Origin of the sequence: Bacillus sp. bc15 (assembly GCF_900142585.1) — a bacterium.
GTDB classification, from domain to species: Bacteria; Bacillota; Bacilli; order Bacillales; family Bacillaceae_G; genus Bacillus_A; species Bacillus_A cereus.
The window spans coordinates 41,134-65,676 of sequence record NZ_FRBJ01000010.1; the positions used below are offsets into that span (position 1 = coordinate 41,134).

Sequence of the window (24,543 nt, forward strand, 5' to 3'; positions counted from 1 at the left end):
GATGGTTGCAGAAAAGGAACGAGTGTTAATGGATTTAAAAGATGTATTTGAATATGCGTTTGACGAAATTTTTGTTACAGATGAGCAAGGGATCGTTGTGCGTGTAAATAGTACATGTGAAAGGCACTACCAACTAGCTGCAGAAGAGTTAGTTGGTAAGCATGTAAAAGAACTACAAAAGAATGGAATCTTTTATCCATCAGCGACATTAGAAGTGATTGAAAAAAAGAGGCCAATTGAACTCGTTCAAACTACAAAATCAGGAGAGTATTTACACGTTCGTACAAGGCCTGTTTTTGATGATGAGGGAAATTTAAGAAGAGTGATTAGTTATTCTCGCGACCTTACTGAACTCTATCAATTACGTCAAAAGGTAGAGGAAATGGATAATCAGCTAAAAACATATAAAAAAGAATTAAGAGAAACATATGAGCATGAAGGACTTATTTTTAAAAGTCTAGCTATGCAAAAAATAGTCGATACAATCAAAAAAGTATCTGTAGTGGATAGTACTGTTCTCGTTTTAGGCGAGACTGGAGTAGGAAAAAGTCGATTAGTACGCCATTTACATGAAGTGAGTCATCGGAAGAATGAAAGTTTCTATGAAATTAATTGTGCGGCATTACCAACTAATTTAATTGAATCGGAGCTCTTTGGATATTCAGGTGGATCTTTTACAGGTGCGAATCGTGAAGGGAAAAAGGGACTATTAGAATCCGCGCATAAAGGAACTCTTTTTTTAGATGAAATCGGTGAAATGCCGATTGAAATTCAAGCGAAGCTTTTGCAAGTATTGCAAGAAAAAACATTTCGTCCTATAGGCGGAAGAGAATTAAAAAAAGTAGATGTTCGAATTGTGGCGGCAACAAATAGAGATTTAAGCGAGATGGTGAAACAAGGAACATTTCGGAAAGATTTATACTATCGTCTGAATGTCATTCCAATTGTAATTCCCCCGCTTAGGGAGAGAACAGAAGATATTTTACCGCTTATTTATCATTACTTGCAGCACTTTAATAAAAAGTACGGACGTGATGTGAAACTAGCACCGGGTACATTACAAATGTTTGTCGGATATCCGTGGGAAGGAAACAATAGAGAGATAGAGAATGTAATTGAGAGAATTGTTATTACTGTCGATGATGTTGTAACGGTAGAGGATTTGCCACTCTCTATGCAAGAGGCTGCAGTTGAACAATCGGGGCAAAGCCTTTATAAAATGCTGGAAGAGGTAGAGAGAAATATTATTCTTAAAGCGTATAAAACGTATGGATCAAGTTATAAAGTGGCTGAGTTTTTGCAAATTAGTCAATCTGCTGCTACTAGGAAAATTAAGAAGTTCATAGAGGAGGAAGAAAACATTGGATAAAAAGGCGACTTTCGTAAGTATAGATAAAAAGGCGATGTATATAAATGGTGAGTGGATTACACTACAAGAACAAATTGAAGTAAATAATCCTGCGACGAAGGAAATATTTGCAACTGTACCAAAAGGCGGAGTAACAGAGGCAAAGCAAGCTGTTGATGCTGCGCATGAAGCTTTTAAAACGTGGTCTAAGTTAACGGCAGCAGATCGTGCCACGAAGTTAAAAAAGTGGTTTACGCTTATTGATGAAAATAAAGAAGAGATCGCAGCGATTATGACGAAGGAACAAGGAAAGCCGTTTGCAGAAGCGCTTGGTGAAGTAAATTATGCAAACAGTTTTGTTGAATGGTATGCAGAAGAGGGGAAACGCGTATACGGTGAAATGATTCCTGCTTCTCATCCGAATAAGCGCATTTTAGTTATGAAGCAACCAGTTGGCGTTATGGCAGCTATTACACCTTGGAACTTCCCAGCTGCTATGATTACGAGAAAGGTAGCCCCAGCGCTTGCAGCAGGCTGTACAGCCGTTGTGAAACCGGCAAGTCAAACGCCACTAACTGCATTGAAATTAGCTGAATTAGCCCATGAAGCAGATATTCCAAAGGGTGTAATCAATATCGTAACAGGTAGTGCAAAAGCAATTGCTGATACATGGATGGAAGATGGTCGCGTTCGAAAAGTGTCCTTTACAGGGTCAACGGAAATCGGGAAAGAGTTAATGGCTAGTGCGGCACAAACGATGAAAAAAGTTTCGCTTGAGTTAGGGGGACACGCTCCGTTTATCGTAATGAATGATGCAGATTTAGATAAAGCAGTAGAAGCGGTGATTGGTTCGAAATTCCGTAATGCAGGACAAACGTGTATATGTACAAACCGAGTATTCGTTCAAGAAGAAGTATACGAAGTATTTGTAGAGAAGTTCCAAAAGGCAGTAGGGCAGTTGAAAGTAGGAGACGGTTTCGGTGACGGAACGACTGTCGGGCCACTTATTGATGAGAATGCAGTTTCAAAAGTACAAGAACATATTGAAGATGCTATTCAAAAAGGTGGAACAGTTTTATATGGTGGTCAAAAGGTCGCAGAGTTAGAGGGACATTTCATTCAACCGACTGTAATTGGGTTGGCAAATGATACGATGCTTTGTATGAATGAAGAAACATTTGGGCCAGTGGCACCAGTTGCGAAATTTAAAACAGTTGATGAAGTAATTGAACGTGCAAATAATACACCATACGGTTTAGCTGCGTATATTTTCACGAAAGACATTAGCCAAGCATTCCAAATTAGTGAAGCGCTAGAGTACGGTATTATTGGTCTAAACGATGGTCTTCCATCAGTTGCACAAGCACCATTCGGTGGATTTAAAGAAAGTGGTATCGGCCGTGAAGGAGGCCATTTTGGCATCGAGGAATATTTAGAAATTAAATATATTTCATTAGGACTATAAGTAGTATACTAGAATCTCTATAAGGTAACAGAGAAGGAGATTCTAGTATGGTATATTGGCTATTATTACTTGTTACAATTATTTTTGAAGTAGCTGGAACAATCGCAATGAAACTATCAAATGGTTTAACAAAGCTCGTTCCAAGTGTACTTATTTTCGTATTTTATGGAATTTGTTTCAGCGTGTTTGCTATCGTCGTTAAAAAGATTCATTTAAGTATTGCTTATGCCATTTGGTCTGGCGTTGGAACGTTACTTATTACAATCATTAGTGTTTACTTTTTTAAAGAGCATATTAGCTTATTCCAAGCATTTTGTATTCTCTTTATTGTTTTGGGTGTCATTGGGCTTAAGGTTTCATCGGCATCATAAAAGGCTATCTTCCTGTGTGGAAGATAGCCTTTACTTTTATCCCGCTATTTTCCGGGCAGTAAGACCTCTACCTCAAAATTCAGCGAAAGCAAAGAAGTTAGGTGGGGGATCGGGCTGCCCGTAAAAGCCCAATTGGTGAGGGCTGATTAAAGTTTCACTTTATTAAAACGCCCAGTTACCTTTACGGAAGATAGGCTCATGTCTGCCATCAGCTGTAATACCATCGATATCAAGCTCAGCGGATCCAATCATGAAGTCGTTGTGTGTAATACTAGCGTTTGCGCCGTTTTCAGCAAGTTCTTCTTTAGACATTGTTTTTCCGCCAACTAAGTTAAATGCATAAGCATTTCCGATTGCAAGGTGGCAAGATGCATTTTCGTCAAATAGTGTATTGTAGAATAAAACATTTGTGTTTGAAATTGGTGAGTCATGAGGTACTAAAGCTACTTCTCCTAAGAAGTGAGAACCTTCATCTGTTTCTACTAAATGTTTTAAAGCTTCTTCACCAGCTTCAGCTTTATAGTCTACGATACGTCCGTTTTCAAATGTTAACGTGAAATTATCGATAATATTACCTGCAAATACTAACGGTTTTGTACTAGAAACTTGGCCGTTTACACCTGTTTTAAGTGGCATTGTAAATACTTCTTCAGTTGGAATATTAGCCATAAATGGTACGTTCTTTTCATTTAAGCTACCAGCACCAGCCCATACATGTTTTTCTGGAAGTTCGATTGTTAAATCTGTTCCAGGACCTGTATAGTGAAGAGCTTTATAATGCTTTTCGTTTAAGTAATCCACTTTTGTATGTAATGTTCCATCATGTTCTTTCCATGCTTCTACAGGATTTTCTAAATCAGCACGAGTAGCTTTGAAAATAGCATCCCATAACTTTGCTTCTTGTTCTTCTGGCGCTACGTCAGGGAATACTTTCGCAGCCCATTCTTTCGTAGGAACAGAAATTACACACCAGCTTACTTTATCGGCTTGTACGTAATCACGGTATACTTTCATCGCTTCTCCAGCTACTTTATGAGCTGTTGCGATACGTGTTGCTTCTACACCTTTTAATAAATCAGGGTTTTCTGCATAGATAGACATAAATGCAGCGCCTTCTTTTGCTAATTCTTCACGAGCATGTGCTTTCCAAGAAGGGAATTCAGAGAAAGCTTCTTCAGGAGCTAGATCGAACTTTAAGCGTGTTAACGTCTCATCATTCCAATCCACATATACGTGTTTTGCACCAGATTTATATGCTTTCTCTGTAACGAGGCGTACAAATTGTACAGCTTCAAGAGGTGCACTAATTGATAAAGTTTGTCCAGGTTGAATATTAACACCAACATTAACTGCAAGAGCAGCATATTTCTCTAACGTTTGTTCAAATGACATATGTATAATCTCCTTTAATTTGAAAGATTTCTTACTATATATAATACAAGAAAATTCTAAAAATATATATAAATATAAAGTAAAAAGAGAGCTCAAAATGTATTGAGCTCTTACATTTACTTAATTGAAGAAGCAAACTGCTCTACAGTCGTTGTATGGTGTATACGAACGCGCTTCATCTTTAACAATTCATCAGGTTCACCCTTCGTAATGAATTGCCCAGGCTTTGTCGTCGTCGCAAATTGATAATACTTCTTCGTTTCTGCAACAACCTTATCATCTACATGACCGAATGGATAAGCAATCGCGATAACAGGCTTACCTGTTATTTTTTCTAGCTTTTCTTTTGAACCTTTTAACTCTTCCTCATAGTTTTTAATTTTCGGCAAGTCTGCATGTGTTGCAGTATGAGATTGCACCGAGAAAATGCCGGAATCAACCATTTCTTTTATTTCAGAAGTAGACAATGCTCCTTCTACATCAACGTTATCAACAATCATATATTCTGTTGCTGCCGGTTTAAAAGTATCATCTTTTAGCTTTTGTAAAACGCGAAATGCATTCATATTATTTTTCATACCGTCATCAAATGTAACGAAAATCGGTTTATTTACTTTATTTATATCGCCCCAGCGTTCAAACGTTAACAGCGTATAACCATTGTCCTTTAAATGTTTCATTTGTGCTTCAAAGTTAGCTGGTGATACGAATAAGTCTTTAATACCTTGACCATGATAATCATCAATTGCGTGATACATAAGAACAGGAACCTTTTGTTCGAAAGTAATAGTAGATTTCGTAAGCGGGATTGTTTTCCCATCTTCTTTCATTCCTGTTGCTTCAATTTGGAACTCACCGCGTTTTCCTTCAAATTCCTTTATATCAAAAGGAAGTGTGAATTGCTTCTCTTTTTCTTTAGAAGAAAAAGATTTAGCACTTTCCTTGCCATCAGCTGTGCGCCAAATTTTATATTGTACTTCATTTAAAGAATCTTTTATGTCTGTAATATGAATACTTGTGTTTGTAAATTCGTGTGTGATGGGAGTATAAGAAATTTTACCTTGTTCTTGTAGAGTCTCTTTTTGTATAGCTACTTCTTGAACCTTTTTCTCTTTTTTAGGTTCTTGGCTTACATTGCTAGTATTGCAGCCTGCTAGAATGGCAGACGTACATAAAGCAATTGCTGCGTATTTTCTCATAAAAATCACCTTCTATTGTGTAGTATGTTGCATATTGACATTAAAATCCCCACCGCTATAAGAGTGGTGGGGATATACCCTTGTTCATCATATCATTTGAAGAAAATGAGGGGAATATGATTTTTAGGAGGCTATTAAGGTAATAGATTAGTGACTTTGAATAGATGTATTTTTTTGTTTCTTATTAGAATTAATAATAATATAACCGACTACAAAGATAAGAGGAATAATGAAGACATAGATAGGCATTCCCCATACATAATAGCTTTTCAGCGTTAAGACTAGTAAATGTAAGAAATCGAAAATTGCGTGGGCTTTCATAATATCCTCCAATGGTTTTTTGAAAATTATAACATTTTTAACTTGTTATTTGTATAATTTGGAAAGTGATTTAAGCTAATTTTAAAGTAAGAAGAAGACTTATTAATATGCAATTTTGCATAAGAATATGTATTTTATTAAAATATAAAGATTTTATACTATAATGAAAACCACTATAAAACTAAGTAAGAATAATGTATGGAGTGGAGAATAGAAATGAAATATAAAAAAATAATATATATCTTTTTCATATCGCTATTTATAGTTGGTTGCCAAAGTGAAGTGAGTAAAGCGAATAGCGTGGAAGAGTATATTCCATCGCATCTTATGAATGCGGAAGTGACGGCGGATATTATGACACTAGAATTTCCTTATGAGATAAAAGAGAAATTAGAGAAAATAGGAAATAAAATGAGCGATAGTATTACAAATAATTTAGATTGGTATTTGAAGTATGCCGAAGAAGAAATTATACCGAAAAAAACGTTTCCTTATCATCAAAACTTAGGTATTACAAAAGAAGAATATGATTTTATGATAGATAAAATGAATAATGCAGAATATGTAAATACAAAAGACGGAAAACTCTTTTTTAAACAGAAAGATCATGAAATTCAAATTCTCTCTGATGAAAATTTGAAGCTAATTAAAAATATTCGAATTGATACAGAGAAGAATACAATTAAAACTCCTTTAGGAGAATGCGAATATGAAGGTGAAATAAAGGCGTCGGATGAACAAAAAGCTACTGGTCCATGGAGTGGGAAGATGTGGACTTTAAAAAGCGATGGATTACTTTATCATTTTTCATTAGGAAAGTTAAAAAACATAAACAAATCTATCATTTACATTTCAATAAAAGGTATATATAAAGATAGGATTATCAATACAGAAGAAGCAGTTGAATTTCACTCGATTTCATAAAGAATTAAAAAAATCACCTTACTCGTTAAAGTAAGGTGATTTTTTATTAAATAAACAATCCAGCGATTGTCGCAGATAAAATAGAAGCAAGTGTTGATGCAAATAGCATTTTCCAACCAAATTTAGAAACAACGCTTCCTTGTTTTTCAGAAAGGGCACGGATTGTACCAACAATTGCACCAATTTGGCTAATACTTGCGAAGCTAATTAAGAATACTGTAACGATTCCAACTGTACGTGGAGCTAATGTTGTAGCTGTGTCTTTTAAATCAAGGATTGCTACAAACTCATTTAAAACAATCTTCGTACCCATAATACCACCAGCTGGGATAATATCTTGAGTTGGAATACCCATTAAGAATGCGAATGGAGAAAGTACGTAACCGAAGATTTGTTGTAAAGTAACAGCATGTCCCATTGCGCCTGAAGCTGCACTAATTACGTAGTTTACAACTTCCATCACACCGATAAAGGCGATCATTAATGCGGCAACGATACCAGCGACTTTTAAACCATCAAGCGCACCGTTAATCATTGCGCCGATAAAGCTGTCTCCGAATAGAGTTCTATCAAATTTCTGAATCACTTCATCTTCTTTTTTCGTATCAACTGGTGTTAATAACGAACAAACGATTAAGCTTGAGAATAAATTTAGCGGAAGAGCTGCTAGCACGTATTTTGCATCTAACATCATTACGTATGATGCTGTAACAGAAGCAGAAACGGAGCTCATCGCAGAACAACAAATGATAAACATACGGTTTTTATTGAAATGCTGTAAATCGTTTTTAATAACGATTAACGCTTCACTTGAACCGAAGAATACAGAGTTTACTGCGTGGAATGACTCAACGCGTGGCAAACCAGTAATTTTTGAAATTGCACCGCCGACAACACGAACGATGAATGGTAAAACACCTAAATAACTAAAGATTGAAAGTAGTGCTGAGAAAAATACGATAATTAATAATACGTTTAAGAAAAAGACAAAATCTCTGTGAATTCCATTAAAGAGAAAATCGACACCTGTCGTACCAAGTTTAATTAGTTTGTTGAAAACTTTACTAATGAAAATAATGATTTGTTGACCAACCTTTGTAGCAAACATAAACCAACCGATTAAAATTTGGAAACCAATCATAATTGCAATTGCACGGAAGTTGATTTTACTTTTGTTGTTTGACAAAGCAAAACATAAACCTAACACGGCAAGAATACCGATAATGCTCATTACATATTGCATGTAGTTGCCCCTTTCAGAAGTTCGTATAAAGTTTGTACATAAAACGCTCGTTATATTACTAAAAATAAAAGAACGAGGTTTTATGTCATACGTAAGATGTCTGACCTTTTAGAAAAATAAAAAAAGACCCATATGGATTCACTTTCATCTATGAGAGAAAGCTAATCAATATGAGTCCTTTTTTGCGCATAGGCTAATATTCATTAGTTTTCCCCATAGTCCAGCAATTTAAGGTTGCCGGGTAGAAACTCTCGATCCATATTATCAAGTATATATGAGGTAACATCGTCCGTATTAAATTAGTAGTAGCGTAACATTAACAGAGAAGTATCGTCAATAGCTTTTTTTCTTCCAATAGAAAAAGACCATATAAGTATGATAAAATGTAACGCAGTGTTATGAAAAAGAGAGGTCGGAAAATGAGTACTAAAATGACGCCACCAGTTGAGAAAAACGAGTTTATAGATGTAGTATTTGAAGATTTAACACATGATGGTGCCGGTGTTGCGAAAGTAAAGGGCTATCCTATTTTCGTTAAAAACGGATTACCAGGTGAAGAAGCGCAAATTAAAATTATTAAAGTGAAGAAAAACTTTGCATTTGGTCGTTTAATGAAGCTTCATACAGAAAGTCCATATCGTAAAGATGCCGAATGCCCAGTATATAATCAGTGCGGCGGTTGTCAGCTTCAGCACTTAACTTATGAAGGACAATTACAAGCGAAAGAAAAACAAGTACGTGACGTTATGCAGCGTATCGGAGGACTAGGTGATGTTCCTGTTCATCCTGTACTTGGCATGAAGAATCCGTGGGTATACCGTAATAAAGCACAAGTACCAATCGGAGAACGTGAAGGCGGACTTGTAGCTGGTTTTTATCGCCAAGGAACGCATGACATCATTAATATGGAATCATGCTTAATTCAGGCAGAAGAAAACGATACATTAATCCAAGAAGTAAAACGTATTTGTGAAAAGCACGGTATCACTGCGTACAACGAAGAGCGTAACAAAGGAACACTTCGTCACGTAATGGCTCGTTACGGACAAGTAACAGGGGAAATTATGCTTGTCTTCATTACGCGTACAGCAGAATTGCCGAACAAAAAAGCAATCATTGAAGAAATTGCAGCGAAATTCCCAGAAGTAAAATCGATTGTTCAAAACGTAAATACGAAGCGTACGAATGTAATTTTCGGAGACAAAACTACAGTACTATACGGATCAGAATATATTTATGACTTTATCGGTGACATTAAATTTGCGATTTCAGCACGTTCATTCTATCAAGTAAACCCAGAACAAACGAAAGTGCTATACGATAAAACGTTAGAATACGCAAAATTAAATGGTAACGAAACAGTAATCGATGCCTATTGCGGAATCGGATCAATCTCGTTATTCCTAGCGCAAAAAGCGAAAAAAGTGTACGGCGTTGAAATCGTCCCAGAAGCAATCGAAGACGCAAACCGAAACGCAGCACTAAACAACATGACAAACGCTGAATTTGGCGTAGGAGAAGCAGAAGTAGTCATTCCAAAATGGTACAAAGAAGGCGTAATCGCCGACACAATGGTCGTAGACCCACCGCGTAAAGGCTGTGACGAAGCATTACTAAACACAATCATCGACATGAAGCCAAACCGCGTCGTATACGTATCGTGTAACCCAGCAACATTAGCACGTGACTTAAAAGTACTAGAAGAAGGTGGATATAAAACACAGGAAGTACAACCTGTTGATATGTTCCCGCATACGACTCATGTGGAGTGTGTGGCTTGGCTTAAGTTAGTATAATAGGAAAGCAGTTGATATAGAAAAAATCTATACCACCTGCTTTTTGGTTTACAAAAATACCATTCATAAGCGATTTTAGTTAAAATAAATATTGCTGATTTTCACAAATTATAAATTGAGATTTTGAAATTGTATTCATAGTGAGAGGATTTGAATTTGAAATGATAGATAATTTTTGGCGTGAATTACCACGACCATTTTTTGTACTTGCACCAATGGAAGATGTGACAGACGTTGTTTTCCGTCACGTAGTAAGTGAAGCAGGTCGTCCGGACGTATTCTTCACAGAGTTTACAAACTCGGATAGCTATTGCCATCCGGAAGGTATGAAAAGTGTACGTGGCCGTTTGATTTTTACAGAAGATGAACAACCGATGGTAGCACATATTTGGGGAGATAATCCTGAATACTTCCGTCAAATGAGTATCGGTATGGCAGAGCTAGGATTTAAAGGTATCGATATTAACATGGGTTGCCCAGTTCCGAACGTTGCATCAAGAGGAAAAGGTAGTGGCCTTATTCTACGTCCAGACGTTGCAGCAGAACTTATCCAAGCAGCAAAAGCGGGCGGACTACCTGTCAGCGTAAAAACAAGACTTGGCTTTAAAGAGTTAAGCGAGTGGGAAGATTGGTTAACGCATATTTTCAAACAAGATATTGCAAACCTTTCTATTCATTTACGCACAAGAGAAGAAATGAGCCAAGTAGATGCGCATTGGGAACTAATTCCGGAAATTAAAAAATTACGTGACCGTATCGCACCAAATACGTTAATAACAATCAATGGAGACATCCTTGATCGTAAAATGGGACTGGAACTTGCTGAAAAATACGGCATTGATGGCGTAATGATCGGACGAGGCATCTTCAAAAATCCATTTGCGTTTGAAAAAGAGCCAAGAGAGCATAGCAGTAAAGAGCACCTAGATCTTTTAAGACTACAACTTGATCTTCAAGATCAATATGCAGAAGTACTGCCACGCTCAATCACAGGGCTTCATCGCTTCTTCAAAATTTATGTAAAAGGCTTCCCTGGAGCTGCTGAATTGAGAAATCAATTGATGAGTACGAAATCTACTGATGAGGTGCGTGCTTTGTTGGATAAGTTTGAGGATAGTGTTGGTATGGCTCAGGATAGTGAGACGGTTTAATGTTCTGAAGATAGTGGGAAATGGATTGTATTAATTTGTGGGTAGTTATTTTATTTAGTTTTGATTTTTTTTGTGAATGTAACTTTTTTTGTTGATACAGTCTGCTTGCTGAAAAAAGAAGTCTTTGAGAATATAATGAACTAACGAATACTCGTAAGGAGAAAAATGACAAGAGCTGGAGTAGAGTACATTAGGCTCTATCGAGGTATGAAATGTAATCTGAATAATAGACAGAAATAAAAAATCTCTTTATTTGAGCATGGCCATCAAGTTAAGAAAATGTATGATTTTTATCTAAATAGGACCTCCTTACATGCAGAGTGCATGTAAGGAGGTCCTATTTTATGTTCAAATTAATTAATTTAACAGCGGAAAAATTAAATCTGAATTTCCGATTATGAAAATATTGTTTTTCGACTTCTTTCGACATAATTTATAAAGTTAATTATTTAGTATTGGTATGAAGATCTTTTGAATAATAGTTATTTTTAAATATTCGATAATAATTTTAGAGTACTGTGGAATTTTCTTCTGATTTGAAGATTTTTTCTTATAGGAGCTACCAGAATTTTTTTATTTTAATTGGAGGGAAATTATGAAGAAAGTATTAATAGCTTTACTTACAGCAGGATTAATTACATCGGGTTGTCAAAAATCAACAGAATCAGTACCAACAAAAGAAGTAAGCCAAAATGTTAAGCAAGATGAGAAGAAAATTATGACGAATGAGAGCAATGATATTTCGACTTCAAATTTAAGTGGAATAGCAATGTACCTAAAAAAAAACTATCGACTTGAAGATTTAGAGAGAAAGCTTTCATCCCCGAGAACAAAAGAGGAAACTAGATGGTTATATGTAGATAATTATGCTAAATATACATTTGAAAGTGATGGGAAAATTATTAATCATATTAAGATTGAATTATTAGAGTCAAAAGATTTGAAGTATAAGGATGCCTTCAAATTATTAGGTCTTGATATTATGTTAGGTACTAAAATTGAATCAGAAGGCACTGAGGCGGAAGGGTATGCAAAATATGATGTTCGAGGAAATGATGCGAAAAGTGTGCAGATTGAGAAGTTTTCAGGAACTGGGGGCGGTAGCATATCTGTAAGTGTGGATGGGGCTTTCAAAAATAAAGAAGGTACTGTTTGGTTGGATTGTGACCGGGATGGTAATGTGAAATTTATTGAAATGAATTATAAGGGTAAGGCGGTAGGAAATGAAACAAGTGTTGCTAACGAGAAATTAGAACCCTTTGATGCAGAGGCAGGATCGGAAGTAGGAAAGAATATTGCAAATATAAAAGTTTATGATACGAAGGATTTACTTATTGAACAAACCGGATTAGCCCCATTTTTATTTCAAGCAACGCTGTATGATAATCCAAATATGTATTATACAGCTGATTTTCCGATAAAAGTTCGAGTTGATAATAAGTCTACGGTAGAAGAAGCTGTGAAAATCGGAAATGAAATTAACAATTTAGTGGTAAGTGCTGTAAATAAAAAGTTTCCACATAAAAATTTTAGAGTCAAAACGTACATTTATCATACAGAATTGGATTCATCAGGTAATTTTAATGCTACTACATCAAAAAAATTGAAAATAATAGAAAATTAATATGTGAAACTTTGGGGATTTGATTTTAATAATAGGGCAGGGAGAAATAAAATAATGAATTGTACAGCATGTAATAAGAAATTATTGAAAACAAATAAGTACTGTACTAGTTGTGGTACAGAGAGAATAAATTTGGATGAATCAGAAGAACTATTTGATAATGGAGAATTCCATAACGATATTACGCCCCAAAATAGAAATGATAAAAACATAAAATTAATAAGAATTGCAAAAAAATCTCCTTGGTACGTGTGGATAATTGGGATTGTGTTTATAGTTATATTAGTTAACGTTCTAATTCAAAATAATAGTCCACAAGAAACAGTAAAAGGCTTTTTTAAAGCTCTTGAATCAAGAGATTTAAACAAAGCAGGTGAGTATATACATCCGAGTCTCCCTTGGGATGTAGAAGCTGGAAAACGTATTGGAATTCCAAAAAATGCGTCAATAGATATATTGAATATAGAAGAAAGAAAAGTTGGAGATAGAGCAAAATTAAAAGTTACGATAGATATCTCTCCAAAACCTTTATACGGCCCTAATCCTGACAATATTACTATTGATTTGAAGAAAGTTGACGGAAAGTGGCTAATTTATGATATGCAATAGTCTCCTATATGGATAAAATTCATCGAAACCCATAAACTCTAGTTTGTATAGAAGAAATATAACAATGTAAGAGACGAGCAGTGTATTTGAGGAATCAATGCACTGCTTTTATAGTTAACAAATATAAAATAGAATGTAGATCTAATGAACTAAGAAAAAATGAACCGAAAAGTTACTGTAACCCTTCTATAGAATCAAATTATTGCTTGGATTGTAGTATAGCCTCTATAATCATAAATTTGATTAAGACTACAAAACCTCCCCCTAAAATGTTAAAGTAGTAACTTAACGACATTAATTTACACATGCTAAAAGCATTACTATAATCAACATTTCAGGAGGAAACCCAATGGCAATGAGCAACAACGATATATTAAAAAGAGTAAGATACGCTTTAGATATAAAAGACATAGATATGGTAGAAATCTTTAAACTTGGCGGGATGGAAGTAACGAAAGAAGACGTAGTTGATATGCTTACAAAAATAAAGAGGGCTCCTCAACATGAAGCTGAAAATGATGAGGTAGCTGAAGATGAGTACGTATTAACATGCGATATGATGATGTTAGAGGCATTTTTAAATGGATTTATTACTTTAAAAAGAGGAAAGCAAGATCCGAAACCAGGGCAGCCTGCACCTGTACAGAGCAAGGAGAGTGCCAATAACCTTCTTCTAAAGAAAATGAAAATCGCACTATCTTTAACGAGTGAGGATGTACTTGATATATTAGATAGCGTAGGCGTTACGGTAACAAAAGGAGAGTTAGGCGCTCTATTAAGAAAAAAAGGCCATAAAAATTACAAAGAGTGCGGCGATAGATACGCAAGGAATTTCATTAAGGGATTAGGTGTAAAGTATAGAGGATAATAAGCTTGCTAAAGCAGTAAATGATATAATAGATAGAGTAGGACGTTCGTATCCTACTCTTTTTTATTTGTAAAATAATATGCTAGGTGATGAAATGGTACATACATATTTAGGTGAGACAATTAATTTTCATATAACTTATAAGAAGAAAAAGTCCGTGCGTCTTTTTGTGGATTCGTATGGAAATGTGGAAGTACAGGCTCCGAAAGGGACACCTGTTGAATACTTAGTCCAGTTGCTAGAGGAAAAGTGGGATTGGATTCAGACAACCCGTAAGGAAATGGCGGAGCGAGCGCGTGGACCACAGGAAAAGGATTACGATCAAGGAGAAGGCTTTTTGTATTTAGGGAATACGTATCCGATACAGATTTCCCAAGATGCAAGCATTGAGCAAGACAATGCAATTTTTGAAGGGGATAAGTTACATATTTATGTGAAAGAGCTTAAGGATGAGAAAATACAACAAGCTTTAAAACGATTTTATTATAAGCAGTGTAAAACTTTAGTAGAGAAGAGTATTAAAGCGCATCAAAGTAACTTTAAGACAAAACCACGTTCTATTCGTATTACAGATAGTAGTCGTACTTGGGGTACTTGCGATTCGAATTTACAACTAACATTCAATTGGAAGCTAGCAATGGCACCACAGCGAGTAATTGACTATGTAGTTGTTCATGAAATGTGTCATATGGTTCATTTAAATCATGATCGATCTTTTTGGCGTCTTGTCGGGAAGATAATGCCTGATTATAAAGAAATGGAGAATTGGTTAGCGTTATCTAGTTGGAAGATGACGGTTTAGGAAGGGGATATCGATTTTTGTCTGTAAATCGATATTTCTTGTCGAATCGTTGATATATTGTGAGTTTTGATAGATATATTTTAAAAATCGTTGATATATTGTAAGTTATGATAGATATATTCGAAAAATCGTTGATATAATTTCATTTACCACAGGATTGTTCAACAAATTGAAAAGAGAAGAGGTCACAGCAGACATCTCCTCTTTTCGAGTATATAGATTATCGCCCAAACTTCACAATGAAAGTATCTGCTGTTTTCTCCATCTCATACCCACGATACCCCTCCGAAAGCAAAGCCTGCTGTCCACTAGCATCACTCATTAGAATAATTTGAACATCCGTCCAATCGCTTTCTTTATCTCCGCGCAATTTCTTCACAAAAACATATCGCAGACTACCACCATACTTCTCCTTCAGCGCAGCAATCTCCATCCCTTGCGCAAATTTATCCTTCAAACTCGGGATGTTAAAAGGAGCAACGGTGCAGCATACATAATCATATTTGCTATCTTCTTTTTGTAATTCGTCCATGATGACGTTTGCTAATATTTTTTGCATCCCATTTCCTCGACAGTTCGGATGAACGTTTGAGATTTCTTGATAGATGACGCGGTGTAGTTCACTTTCTGGCAAACCAATATCAAGCCCTAAATGTTCATCATCGATAGGCGGGACGAGTAGAGCGCGAAATGCGATGAGTTCGTTTTCGATAAAAGCACCGATCATCATGCCGTTTCCTTCTAGAATGTATTGAAATTCTTCTTGTGAGAGTGGTTGTAAACGACTTTTATCTTCTAGTGCTTCAACTACAATGTTTTGTAGTGATAAAATTTGTTCGATGTGCTCTAGTGATAGTAATGTAACGTGAAATGATTCGTTATTTTGTTTTAATGTTCCTTCGTATAGAGCCGTCATATGATAGTTCTCCTTTAGCGTACAACGTCTTGAAAGACGGTTAGTTCTTGTAGTGTATCTTCGTTTATTTCAATGCCGAGTCCGGGCTTTTCGTTTAAGCGAATGAATGGTACATCGTAATGTAAGTTTCCAATGTCTTTCGTGAATTTTAATGGTCCTGTTAGCTCTACGCTCGTAATGATTTTTTTTGAGAAAGCGACATGGAATCCTGCTGAAGAGGCAACAGATGATTCGACCATTGATCCCACTTGGCATTCAATACCGGCCATTTCAGCTTGATGAGCGAGCTTTACAGCTGGATATATGCCGCCGCATTTCATTAATTTTATATTCACTTTATCAGCAGCTTCTAATTTAATAATTTGGCGCATTTCACGAGAACTTTTTAGTCCTTCATCAATCATAAGCGGGAGGTCTATTTTAGAACGGATATGAGCCATGGCATCAATATCGTCCGCGATAACAGGTTGTTCAATCCAGTCAATGTTTAAATGTCCTAATGAACGTAGTGCTGCTAATGTGTTTGCGCTATTTTTCCAGCCTTGGTTTACATCAACGCGAATAGCGATGTCATTTCCTACACGTTCTCGTACAGCTTCAATACGTTTTACATCTTCTTTTACATTTGTACCAACTTTCATTTTGAAAGATTGGTAACCTTTTTGAATCATAGAATCAGCTTCTTCAGCCATGTTTTCTGGATCGGCAATACTTAAAACGTGAGTGACAGGGAATTCTTCATGGTAGCGCCCGCCAATTAATTGATATACAGGTTGATTTAGTTTTTTGCCCATTATATCAAAACAAGCAATATCAATTGCGGCTTTCGCTGTTGGAACACCGTAAATTGTATTGTCCATCATGTCGTGTATTTTTTCGATATTCATTGGATTTTTCCCAATTAGAGCAGGGGCTAGCGTATGTTTTAAAGTATGGAAAGTACTTTCCCACGATTCACCTGTGACGTGATCATCAGCAACGCCTTCACCGTAACCGATAATACCTTCATCTGTTTCCATTTTGACGATAATAGAGGGCATATCAGAATAAGAGCCATAACTAATAACAAACGGATTGCGAAGCGGTAAACGAATTGCGTAAAGATGAATAGCTGTAATTTTCATTGAATAGAAACCCCTTCCTGTTTACAATAGTTTTATACATTTGATATAGTTGACGTTAAATAGTCGTTAATTAATGATAAGGAGTTAGAGAAAATTATGATAAAAATTGCAGTTGTCGGTTCAAAGGAATTTATGGACAACCTTTTTCCTATTGCTCAAAAATTAGAAGGAATAGAAATTGATCCATATATTTACCTTCATCCGGCGGAATCTTCTGAACTATTAAAGTGTCTAAAGCCTTGTGATGTCATCTTTTTCTCAGGTGCTTTACCTTATTATATGGCAAAAGAAATAAGAGAACAATTACGAATTCCAAGTACATACTTACAGCAAGACGAGACAACTGTCGCATCTTCAATTCTTTCTATCATGTATCATCAAAGTATTCAACCACATAACATTTCCATCGATTTAGTAGACCGCTCGTTTATTACAAATGTGTTCCATGATATCGGTATAAAAGAAAGTCCGCAAGTGTTGGATTATGAAAATATGCTGTGGAGTAAAGATGAGATAAATAGAGTTATCGATTTTCATGTAGCTAAATATCAATGTGGAGAAGCTCATTTAGCTTTAACTAGTATTCACGCTGTTTACGACGAGCTTCAAAAAATAGGTGTTCCTTCAGAGCGCATGATTGATCCAACACAATCCATTATACATGGGCTAAAAGATGCAAAAATAAAAGCTGAGTTAGCAAAAAGCTATTCAGCTACTGTTGGTGCTTGTATTATTTCTTCCTTAGAATTACGAGCGAGTTTGCTTGAAAAACTAGATGTGATTTCAAAAGAACTACGTGGTTCATTTAAACAAGTGGATGAACTGACATGCATTTTGTATACAACTCGTGGTGATATCGAATCAATTATTAAAACAAATGCGATAGATAACTTGTTTGCGAGCGTAGAAGGAACGATAGCTATTGGATTTGGTTATGGGAAAACCGTGAAAGAAGCGGAGCAAAATGCAAAAATTGCTCAAAGTTTTGCAAAGAACAATCCAATAGATCGTTGTTTTTATATACTAACAAGTGATAAAGATTTGTTTGGTCCGTTCCCGAAAGAACAGAGAGTACAAAGTTTGAAAAATGATAATCCGGAACTAATGAAAATAGCGAAGGAAACAAAACTTAGTCCGGCCAACTTGTCAAAAATCATTCAATTTAGTCAATCGCACCCGTCATTGAAGTTTACAGCAGCTGACCTTTCTGAGTACTTACAAGTGACTCGAAGATCGACAGAAAGGTTGTTAAAGAAATTAGTTGATTACGGGTATGCTCATATTTGTGGGGAGGAAATGCCCTATCAACAAGGGCGACCTCGCGCACTATATGAACTGAATTTACCGCTATTTTTAAGCTTCTAGTTGAGCTTTTTGTTTCTTTAGTAGTTCTGCTTTTTCAATGTCTGATAGTTTTACAATTGTGAAGCCTGTTATACCATAAATGATTGAGATAATAGGTACGATGAAATTCAAAATAGCATAAGGAGCATATTCAAATGCACCTACGCCAAGTGTTGCGAGAATAAATACACCGCACGTATTCCAAGGAACGAAGACAGAAGTTAATGTTCCACCATCTTCTAATGCTCTGGATAAGTTTTTTGAATGTAGTCCTTTTTCCGTGTATGCATTTGCGTACATTCTTGAAGGGACAACAATTGAAATATATTGTTCAGAGCAAGTAAGGTTTGTTGCAAAACAAGATGCGATAGTAGAAGCGATAAGCCCTTTTGCTGATTTCGCTAACTTTAAAATTTGATTTACAATTGAGCGAAGAATACCTGTATGTTCTAATACTCCTCCGAAAGTCATAGCGACAATTGTCATAGAGACTGTATTCATCATCGAATCTAAGCCACCGCGGTTAAATAGTTCGTCTACTAGCTTGTTTCCAGTGTCTATAACAAATCCAGCTTGGAGTGCACCGACAGATGCTGAGACAGAACCACCTTGAATAAAGACTTGTGATAAGAATCCTAAAATAATACCGACGAGAATCGCTGGTATAGCAGGGACTTTTTTAGCGACCAATACCATAACGACTACGGGTATAATGAGTAGGAAAGGCGAGATAACAAAGTTTTGTTGCAATACTTGTAACGTTTGATCGATGCTTTTCGCATCAATATTGTTAGCGCCGAAGCTTCTTCCTAAGACTGCGTAGACGATAAGAGTAATAATTAAACCTGGAACTGTAGTAAATAACATATGACGAATGTGTGCGAATAAATCTGTATTTGTTAATCCTGCGGCTAAGTTAGTTGTATCTGAAAGCGGTGACATTTTATCGCCAAAATAAGAGCCTGAAATAATGGCACCAGCAACCATTGGAGCTGGGATTCCCATACTTAGGCCAATTCCCATTCCAGCAACGCCAATTGTTCCCATTGTAGACCAAGAGCTACCAATTGCTAATGCAACGATAGAACAAATGACGGTAATGGAAACTAAAAATAGTGATGGAGTTAAAAGTTTTAAACCGTAATAAATCATCGTTGCGACGATTCCACCGCCAATCCAAGCACCAATTGTTAAGCCAACAAGAATAATAATGACGATAGCAGGTAATGCAAGACGAATCCCTTTATACATTGCTTCTTCAAGATCATTCCATTTGTAACCGTAACGCCAAGCGACAATAGAAGCAACGGTTGTACCGATAATAAGTGGAACGTGAGGGGTTTGTTTTAATACAACAATTGTAATCATCATAACTGCAACGGTAATGATAATAGGGATAATCGCTATTCCAAAAGGTATTTCTTTTTTCATAAAGTTCCTCCTTGTTACGTATGTTTGTTTGTATTTTTAGAATTGTCGTAAAATAGACGTTTATTAGGTTATGATAACTAAAAGTTTATGTAAGCGTCAACATAAAAAACAGAAAATAAGGAATGTTCTAGTTGTTTGTTTAGTTTGTAATATAGGTGAGTAGTAAGCTTTTTAAGTATTTAAAAATAAACAATTGACTTTTTTCTTAAAATTCAATATGTTCATAAAAACATCTGTTTTTCATAAGTATAATTAACCCGAATCGTTTGTAATGTGGGAAGGAGACTGGAACGTTGAAAACATTAGAACTACAAGAGCGCTTAACGGAGATTTTTCAGCATTTACACGAAAACCCTGAAGTAAGTTGGAAAGAATATGAAACGACAGCGTATATTACTGACTTTTTAAAAGAAGAAGGAATTTCATATAGAACATTTGATGATTGTCCAGGTGTAATTGCTGAGATTGGAGGCGGGAATCCAGTTATTGCGATTCGTGCTGATATGGATGCACTTTGGCAAGAAGTAGATGGAGAATTTAAAGCGAACCATTCATGTGGTCATGATGCTCATATGACTATTGTAATGGGACTTATTTTACAGTTGAAAAATATGAGATGGAAAAGTGGTACGGTTAGATTTATTTTTCAGCCGGCAGAAGAGAAGGGGAATGGTGCTTTGAAGATGGTGGAGAAAGGTGCTGTAGATGATGCTGATTTCTTATTTGGTGTCCATCTAAGACCGATTGAAGAACTAACTTTGAAACAAGCAGCCTCATCTATTCGCCATGGAGCAGCAGGATTTTTAGAGGGTATGATTCATGGGGAGGATGCACACGGGGCAAGACCACACCAAGGTGTGAATGCAATTGATGTCATTTCCATGATTAATATCGGTTTGAAAAATATTTGGCTGTCACCGCAAAGTTCTTATTCAGTAAAAATGACGAGATGCCAAGCTGGTGGTGATAATTTAAATATTATTCCGGGAAATGGTCATTTCAGTTTAGATGTAAGAGCAGAGAGTAATATACTATTAGAAGAATTAAAGAAAAAGATTGAGCATGTAATAGAATCAGCTGCATCGATGGGATCAAAAACTTCATACGAATGGATGGATCTTGCACCGGGAGCGGAGGTTTCTGAAGAAGCAGAGCGCTTTATGCGTAAAGGTATTCTCGAAGCGTATGGGGAAGAGAGATGTACGGGACCTCTCTATACGACGGGAAGTGATGATTTCCATTACTATACAGTGAAAAGACCACATTTAAAAGCTGTCATGCTTGGATTAGGAGCAGATCTACAACCTGGATTACACCATCCGTATATGAGGTTCGATCATAGTTGTATTATGGATGGGGTAGAAATATTGAAACAAACTGTATTGAAAGTGTTAGAAGACAGGGGCTAGAGAGCTCCTGTTTTTTTGTCGTGAATTGTCAGCAAATCGATATATTTTGAGTTATGATAGATATATTGAGAAAATCGTTGATATATTTGAAGTTACGATAGATATATTAAGAAAATCGTTAATATAATTTCACATACCTATTAATTTGATGAAAAATGAGCCTCCAGTACATGGTGTATAATAATAAGTACCATTTTTTAATAGGAGAAAACGAATGAACGAACAATATTACGATGCAGTTTTACATATAAAAACAGTCGGTGAGCAAAAAGGGTTTAACAAGTCTATGCATTATCACCGCTATGAACCGACGCCGTATAGCGGGTTAGATGAGTTATTGAATCAATATGAGATACGAAGTAGCGACCGAATTGTAGACTTTGGGTGCGGAAAAGGGCGATTAAACTTTTATATGCATCATAAATGTGGTGCTTCAGCAGTTGGAATTGAAATGAATGAAGAGTTTTATAAAGAAGCAATGGATAATCGAGATCGTTATGCACGAAAGGCACGAAACAGTAAGGGGAAAATTCAATTCCAATGTTGTTTAGCGCAGGAATATGAGATTGATCCACATGATAATAGGTTTTATTTCTTTAATCCATTTTCTGTACAAGTGTTTATGAATGTAGTAAATAACATTTTGCTTTCAGTAGAAGAAACGGGGAGAGAAGTAGATATTATTTTATATTATCCTTCTGAGGACTATATTTTCTTCTTAGAAAATCAGACTGCGTTTGAGCTGAAGAAAGAAGTTAGATTGCCAGGTGCTTATGAGAAGAATGGGAATGAGAGGTTTTTAGTTTATACATTAGGGTAATAAAAAAACAGGTGCCAAGGCACCTGTTTTTTTATTAGTTACGGATTAAGTAATCAAATGCACCTAAAGCTGCGTTTGCACCTGAACCCATAGAGATGATGATTTGTTTGTACGGATTATTTGTACAGTCACCTGCAGCAAACACTCCTGGTACGTTTGTAGCGCCGTGCTTGTCTGTTACGATTTCACCGCGAGCGCGTTCAACTGTTTCGCCTAACCAGTCTGTGTTTGGAACAAGACCGATTTGTACGAATACACCTTGTAATTCAACGTGATGAACTTCTTCAGTTTCACGATCGATGTAAGAAATACCGTTTACTTTGTCAGTACCAGTGATTTCTTTCGTTTGAACGTTTTTCAGAACAGTTACGTTTGGTAAGCTGTTAAGACGCTCTTGTAATACAGCATCAGCTTTTAATTCTGGCATGAATTCAAGAACAGTTACGTGCTTAACGATACCTGCTAAGTCGATAGCCGCTTCAATACCAGAGTTACCTCCGCCGATAACTGCTACGTCTTTTCCAGTGAATAATGGACCGTCACAGTGTGGGCAGTATGCTACACCTTTATTTTTGAACTCAGCTTCACCTGGTACGCCAACATTACGCCAGCGAGCACCTGTAGAAACGATTACGCTCTTACTTTTCAGAATGGCGCCGTTTTCAAGTTCCACTTCAATAAGTTCTTTTTTCTCTAAACGTTTCGCACGTTGTAGATTCATTACATCGATGTCGTATTCTTTTACGTGCTCTTCAAGGCTTGCTACTAGCTTAGGACCTTCAGTCTTTTTCACGCTGATGAAGTTCTCAATGCCCATAGTATCCATTACTTGACCACCGAAGCGCTCAGCAACGATACCAGTGCGGATGCCTTTACGTGCTGCGTAAATTGCTGCACTTGCACCAGCAGGGCCGCCACCAACAACAAGAACATCGTATGGATCTTTATCAGAAAGCTCTGATGCATCTGGACCGTTACCCATTTTAGCTAAAATTTCTTCAAGTGTCATACGACCGCTTCCGAAAGATTCGCCGTTTAGGTAAACAGTTGGTACTGCCATGATGTCTTTGCTTTCTACTTCCTCTTTGAATGCAGCGCCGTCAATCATAGTATGTGTAATACTAGAGTTAAGAACGCTCATTACGTTAAGAGCTTGTACAACATCAGGACAGTTATGACAACTTAGGCTGATATAAGATTCAAAATGATATTCGCCTTGAATGTTTTTAATTTGATCGATTAATTTTTGTTCAATTTTTGGAGCGCGTCCACTTACTTGTAGTAAAGCTAACACTAATGATGTAAATTCGTGTCCTAATGGAATACCAGCGAATACGACACCAGTGTCTTCACCAGGGCGGTTTACGCTAAAGCTTGGTGTTCTCTCTAATTCAACTTTTTCTACTGTAATCTTAGATGACATAGTAGCTAATTCGTCTACTAGAGCTAACATATCTTTAGATACGTTATCGTCTCCTGCGCTTACTTTAAGTAAAATATCGTTCTCCATTAACTGAAGGTATTGGGATAGTTGTGTTTTTATATCTGCATCTAGTATCATTTTGATCGAACTCCTTAGATTTTGCCTACAAGGTCAAGGCTTGGTTTAAGTGTTGCAGAACCCTCTTGCCATTTAGCTGGGCAAACTTCACCTGGGTTGTTACGTACGTATTGAGCAGCTTTAATTTTGTTAACAAGAATGCTTGCGTCACGGCCGATACCGTCAGCATTGATTTCCATAGATTGGATAACGCCGTCTGGATCGATGATGAATGTACCACGAGCAGCAAGACCTTCTTCTTCCATTAAAACGTTGAAGTTTGTAGTGATTGTGCGAGTTGGGTCACCAATCATGATGTACTCGATTTTGCCGATAGTTTCTGAGCTATCATGCCATGCTTTGTGAGTGAAGTGAGTGTCTGTAGATACAGAGTATACTTCAACGCCTAAGTCTTTTAGAGTTGCGTATTGGTTTTGTAAGTCTTCAAGTTCAGTTGGGCAAACGAATGTGAAGTCAGCTGGGTAGAAACAAACTACACTCCATTTTCCTTTTAAACTTTCGTCAGTAACTTGGATAAATTCTCCATTATGGTAAGCATTAGCTTTAAACGGTTTTACTTCTGTGCCGATTAATAACATGTTAAAATTCCTCCTAAATGTTGGTTTTGAGCATCAAAAAATAGTGTGCTCATAAAATATATTTTTTAATTAACTATAATAATTCTAATTCGATATTAATTATCATATAGAAGTGGTTATTTTGTCAAGCGAATAAACCAACTTTATTCCAATTTAATTAATATTTATTCTCAATTAAGGCTATCACGGAATAGAAAGGTAATTTTAAGTCTATAAATTTTAGATGAGTGTTTGAAAAGTTTAATGT

General features: G+C 36.3%; 22 protein-coding genes and 1 riboswitch. Of the genes, 13 read left to right on the plus strand and 9 right to left on the minus strand.

The window, feature by feature from the left end; genetic code table 11:
• Position 1: 1 nt before the first annotated feature.
• The 3 genes from BUA87_RS24420 to BUA87_RS24430 are packed head-to-tail and all read left to right on the plus strand — an operon-like array spanning position 2 to position 3,184.
• Positions 2-1,369: a sigma-54 interaction domain-containing protein gene (locus BUA87_RS24420; RefSeq protein ID WP_072941052.1), complete on the plus strand. Its 1,368-nt coding sequence runs from the start codon at positions 2-4 to the stop codon at positions 1,367-1,369.
• Positions 1,362-2,813 carry an NADP-dependent succinate-semialdehyde dehydrogenase gene (gene gabD / locus BUA87_RS24425; RefSeq protein WP_000358137.1) on the plus strand — a complete coding sequence of 484 codons (1,452 nt, stop codon included), beginning with the start codon at positions 1,362-1,364 and terminating at the stop codon, positions 2,811-2,813. The genes BUA87_RS24420 and gabD overlap by 8 nt, the downstream gene beginning before the upstream one ends.
• A 47-nt stretch (positions 2,814-2,860) precedes the next feature.
• The gene (locus BUA87_RS24430; protein ID WP_000263262.1) at positions 2,861-3,184 is read left to right on the plus strand and encodes a DMT family transporter; all 324 of its coding nucleotides are present in this window, start codon (positions 2,861-2,863) and stop codon (positions 3,182-3,184) included.
• 162 nt (positions 3,185-3,346) lie between these two features.
• On the opposite strand, the gene BUA87_RS24435 is transcribed toward BUA87_RS24430, so the two are convergent.
• The 3 genes from BUA87_RS24435 to BUA87_RS31440 form a co-directional block, all read right to left on the minus strand.
• Positions 3,347-4,576, minus strand: a complete 1,230-nt coding sequence (locus tag BUA87_RS24435; protein ID WP_071714718.1) for an aminopeptidase — start codon at positions 4,574-4,576, stop codon at positions 3,347-3,349.
• 116 nt (positions 4,577-4,692) lie between these two features.
• Positions 4,693-5,775: a polysaccharide deacetylase family protein gene (locus BUA87_RS24440; RefSeq protein ID WP_071714719.1), complete on the minus strand. Its 1,083-nt coding sequence runs from the start codon at positions 5,773-5,775 to the stop codon at positions 4,693-4,695.
• Between the two features lie 147 nt (positions 5,776-5,922).
• Complete coding sequence (locus tag BUA87_RS31440) at positions 5,923-6,096, minus strand: hypothetical protein (protein ID WP_000643592.1); 174 nt, start codon at positions 6,094-6,096, stop codon at positions 5,923-5,925.
• 216 nt (positions 6,097-6,312) lie between these two features.
• On the opposite strand from BUA87_RS31440, the gene BUA87_RS24445 reads away from it, so the two are divergent.
• Entirely contained in the window at positions 6,313-7,020 is a 708-nt protein-coding gene (locus tag BUA87_RS24445; RefSeq protein WP_072941057.1) for a hypothetical protein, read from the plus strand.
• 46 nt (positions 7,021-7,066) lie between these two features.
• Here the strand turns inward: BUA87_RS24445 and BUA87_RS24450 are convergent, their stop codons facing one another.
• Positions 7,067-8,263 (minus strand): NupC/NupG family nucleoside CNT transporter, encoded by a 1,197-nt coding sequence (locus BUA87_RS24450; RefSeq protein ID WP_001200494.1) that lies wholly within the window; start codon positions 8,261-8,263, stop codon positions 7,067-7,069.
• Positions 8,264-8,459: 196 nt separating this feature from the next.
• Positions 8,460-8,561: riboswitch (purine riboswitch) on the minus strand.
• 121 nt (positions 8,562-8,682) lie between these two features.
• On the opposite strand from BUA87_RS24450, the gene rlmD reads away from it, so the two are divergent.
• From rlmD to BUA87_RS24480, 6 genes are all read left to right on the plus strand, one after another.
• Positions 8,683-10,059: a 23S rRNA (uracil(1939)-C(5))-methyltransferase RlmD gene (gene rlmD, locus BUA87_RS24455; RefSeq protein WP_000105032.1), complete on the plus strand. Its 1,377-nt coding sequence runs from the start codon at positions 8,683-8,685 to the stop codon at positions 10,057-10,059.
• A gap of 161 nt (positions 10,060-10,220) precedes the next feature.
• Positions 10,221-11,210, plus strand: coding sequence for a tRNA dihydrouridine synthase (locus BUA87_RS24460; RefSeq protein WP_071714721.1), 990 nt, complete (start codon positions 10,221-10,223; stop codon positions 11,208-11,210).
• Positions 11,211-11,805: 595 nt separating this feature from the next.
• Positions 11,806-12,834, plus strand: coding sequence for a hypothetical protein (locus BUA87_RS24465; protein ID WP_072941061.1), 1,029 nt, complete (start codon positions 11,806-11,808; stop codon positions 12,832-12,834).
• Positions 12,835-12,888: 54 nt separating this feature from the next.
• Positions 12,889-13,443 carry a zinc ribbon domain-containing protein gene (locus BUA87_RS24470; protein WP_000995851.1) on the plus strand — a complete coding sequence of 185 codons (555 nt, stop codon included), beginning with the start codon at positions 12,889-12,891 and terminating at the stop codon, positions 13,441-13,443.
• Positions 13,444-13,792: 349 nt separating this feature from the next.
• Entirely contained in the window at positions 13,793-14,311 is a 519-nt protein-coding gene (locus BUA87_RS24475; RefSeq protein ID WP_001251704.1) for a YehS family protein, read from the plus strand.
• Between the two features lie 94 nt (positions 14,312-14,405).
• A complete protein-coding gene (locus BUA87_RS24480) occupies positions 14,406-15,113 on the plus strand; it encodes a M48 family metallopeptidase (protein WP_000233761.1) in 708 nt (235 codons plus the stop codon).
• A 220-nt stretch (positions 15,114-15,333) separates the two neighbouring features.
• Here BUA87_RS24480 and BUA87_RS24490 read toward each other — a convergent pair whose 3' ends face one another.
• On the minus strand, positions 15,334-16,029 hold the full coding sequence (locus tag BUA87_RS24490) for a hypothetical protein (RefSeq protein WP_000126174.1): 696 nt from the start codon (positions 16,027-16,029) through the stop codon (positions 15,334-15,336).
• A gap of 14 nt (positions 16,030-16,043) precedes the next feature.
• Positions 16,044-17,153, minus strand: a complete 1,110-nt coding sequence (locus BUA87_RS24495; protein WP_072941064.1) for a mandelate racemase/muconate lactonizing enzyme family protein — start codon at positions 17,151-17,153, stop codon at positions 16,044-16,046.
• 93 nt (positions 17,154-17,246) lie between these two features.
• On the opposite strand from BUA87_RS24495, the gene BUA87_RS24500 reads away from it, so the two are divergent.
• Positions 17,247-18,518 (plus strand): hypothetical protein, encoded by a 1,272-nt coding sequence (locus BUA87_RS24500; RefSeq protein ID WP_043353419.1) that lies wholly within the window; start codon positions 17,247-17,249, stop codon positions 18,516-18,518.
• Here BUA87_RS24500 and nhaC read toward each other — a convergent pair.
• Entirely contained in the window at positions 18,507-19,928 is a 1,422-nt protein-coding gene (gene nhaC, locus BUA87_RS24505) for a Na+/H+ antiporter NhaC (RefSeq protein WP_000711502.1), read from the minus strand. The genes BUA87_RS24500 and nhaC overlap by 12 nt on opposite strands.
• 293 nt (positions 19,929-20,221) lie before the next feature.
• Between nhaC and BUA87_RS24510 the strand changes: the two genes are divergently transcribed.
• Positions 20,222-21,337, plus strand: coding sequence for a M20 peptidase aminoacylase family protein (locus tag BUA87_RS24510; RefSeq protein WP_000853506.1), 1,116 nt, complete (start codon positions 20,222-20,224; stop codon positions 21,335-21,337).
• Positions 21,338-21,551: 214 nt separating this feature from the next.
• Positions 21,552-22,157 carry an SAM-dependent methyltransferase gene (locus tag BUA87_RS24515; protein ID WP_001005626.1) on the plus strand — a complete coding sequence of 202 codons (606 nt, stop codon included), beginning with the start codon at positions 21,552-21,554 and terminating at the stop codon, positions 22,155-22,157.
• 34 nt (positions 22,158-22,191) lie between these two features.
• On the opposite strand, the gene ahpF is transcribed toward BUA87_RS24515, so the two are convergent.
• Both ahpF and ahpC read right to left on the minus strand, forming a co-directional pair.
• On the minus strand, positions 22,192-23,718 hold the full coding sequence (gene ahpF, locus BUA87_RS24520) for an alkyl hydroperoxide reductase subunit F (RefSeq protein WP_000599499.1): 1,527 nt from the start codon (positions 23,716-23,718) through the stop codon (positions 22,192-22,194).
• Between the two features lie 14 nt (positions 23,719-23,732).
• A complete protein-coding gene (ahpC, locus tag BUA87_RS24525) occupies positions 23,733-24,296 on the minus strand; it encodes an alkyl hydroperoxide reductase subunit C (RefSeq protein WP_000924420.1) in 564 nt (187 codons plus the stop codon).
• Positions 24,297-24,543: the final 247 nt, after the last annotated feature.

Coding starts and splice junctions, on each gene's coding strand:
- ahpF (WP_000599499.1), bottom strand. CDS start 23,718: ATGATACTAGATGCAGATATAAAAACACAACTATCCCAATACCTTCAG.
- BUA87_RS24420 (WP_072941052.1), top strand. CDS start 2: ATGGTTGCAGAAAAGGAACGAGTGTTAATGGATTTAAAAGATGTATTT.
- BUA87_RS24480 (WP_000233761.1), top strand. CDS start 14,406: ATGGTACATACATATTTAGGTGAGACAATTAATTTTCATATAACTTAT.
- nhaC (WP_000711502.1), bottom strand. CDS start 19,928: ATGAAAAAAGAAATACCTTTTGGAATAGCGATTATCCCTATTATCATT.
- BUA87_RS24450 (WP_001200494.1), bottom strand. CDS start 8,263: ATGCAATATGTAATGAGCATTATCGGTATTCTTGCCGTGTTAGGTTTA.
- BUA87_RS24490 (WP_000126174.1), bottom strand. CDS start 16,029: ATGACGGCTCTATACGAAGGAACATTAAAACAAAATAACGAATCATTT.
- BUA87_RS24440 (WP_071714719.1), bottom strand. CDS start 5,775: ATGAGAAAATACGCAGCAATTGCTTTATGTACGTCTGCCATTCTAGCA.
- BUA87_RS24475 (WP_001251704.1), top strand. CDS start 13,793: ATGGCAATGAGCAACAACGATATATTAAAAAGAGTAAGATACGCTTTA.
- BUA87_RS24515 (WP_001005626.1), top strand. CDS start 21,552: ATGAACGAACAATATTACGATGCAGTTTTACATATAAAAACAGTCGGT.
- BUA87_RS24460 (WP_071714721.1), top strand. CDS start 10,221: ATGATAGATAATTTTTGGCGTGAATTACCACGACCATTTTTTGTACTT.
- BUA87_RS31440 (WP_000643592.1), bottom strand. CDS start 6,096: ATGAAAGCCCACGCAATTTTCGATTTCTTACATTTACTAGTCTTAACG.
- BUA87_RS24430 (WP_000263262.1), top strand. CDS start 2,861: ATGGTATATTGGCTATTATTACTTGTTACAATTATTTTTGAAGTAGCT.
- rlmD (WP_000105032.1), top strand. CDS start 8,683: ATGAGTACTAAAATGACGCCACCAGTTGAGAAAAACGAGTTTATAGAT.
- BUA87_RS24470 (WP_000995851.1), top strand. CDS start 12,889: ATGAATTGTACAGCATGTAATAAGAAATTATTGAAAACAAATAAGTAC.
- BUA87_RS24445 (WP_072941057.1), top strand. CDS start 6,313: ATGAAATATAAAAAAATAATATATATCTTTTTCATATCGCTATTTATA.
- BUA87_RS24465 (WP_072941061.1), top strand. CDS start 11,806: ATGAAGAAAGTATTAATAGCTTTACTTACAGCAGGATTAATTACATCG.
- ahpC (WP_000924420.1), bottom strand. CDS start 24,296: ATGTTATTAATCGGCACAGAAGTAAAACCGTTTAAAGCTAATGCTTAC.
- BUA87_RS24435 (WP_071714718.1), bottom strand. CDS start 4,576: ATGTCATTTGAACAAACGTTAGAGAAATATGCTGCTCTTGCAGTTAAT.
- BUA87_RS24495 (WP_072941064.1), bottom strand. CDS start 17,153: ATGAAAATTACAGCTATTCATCTTTACGCAATTCGTTTACCGCTTCGC.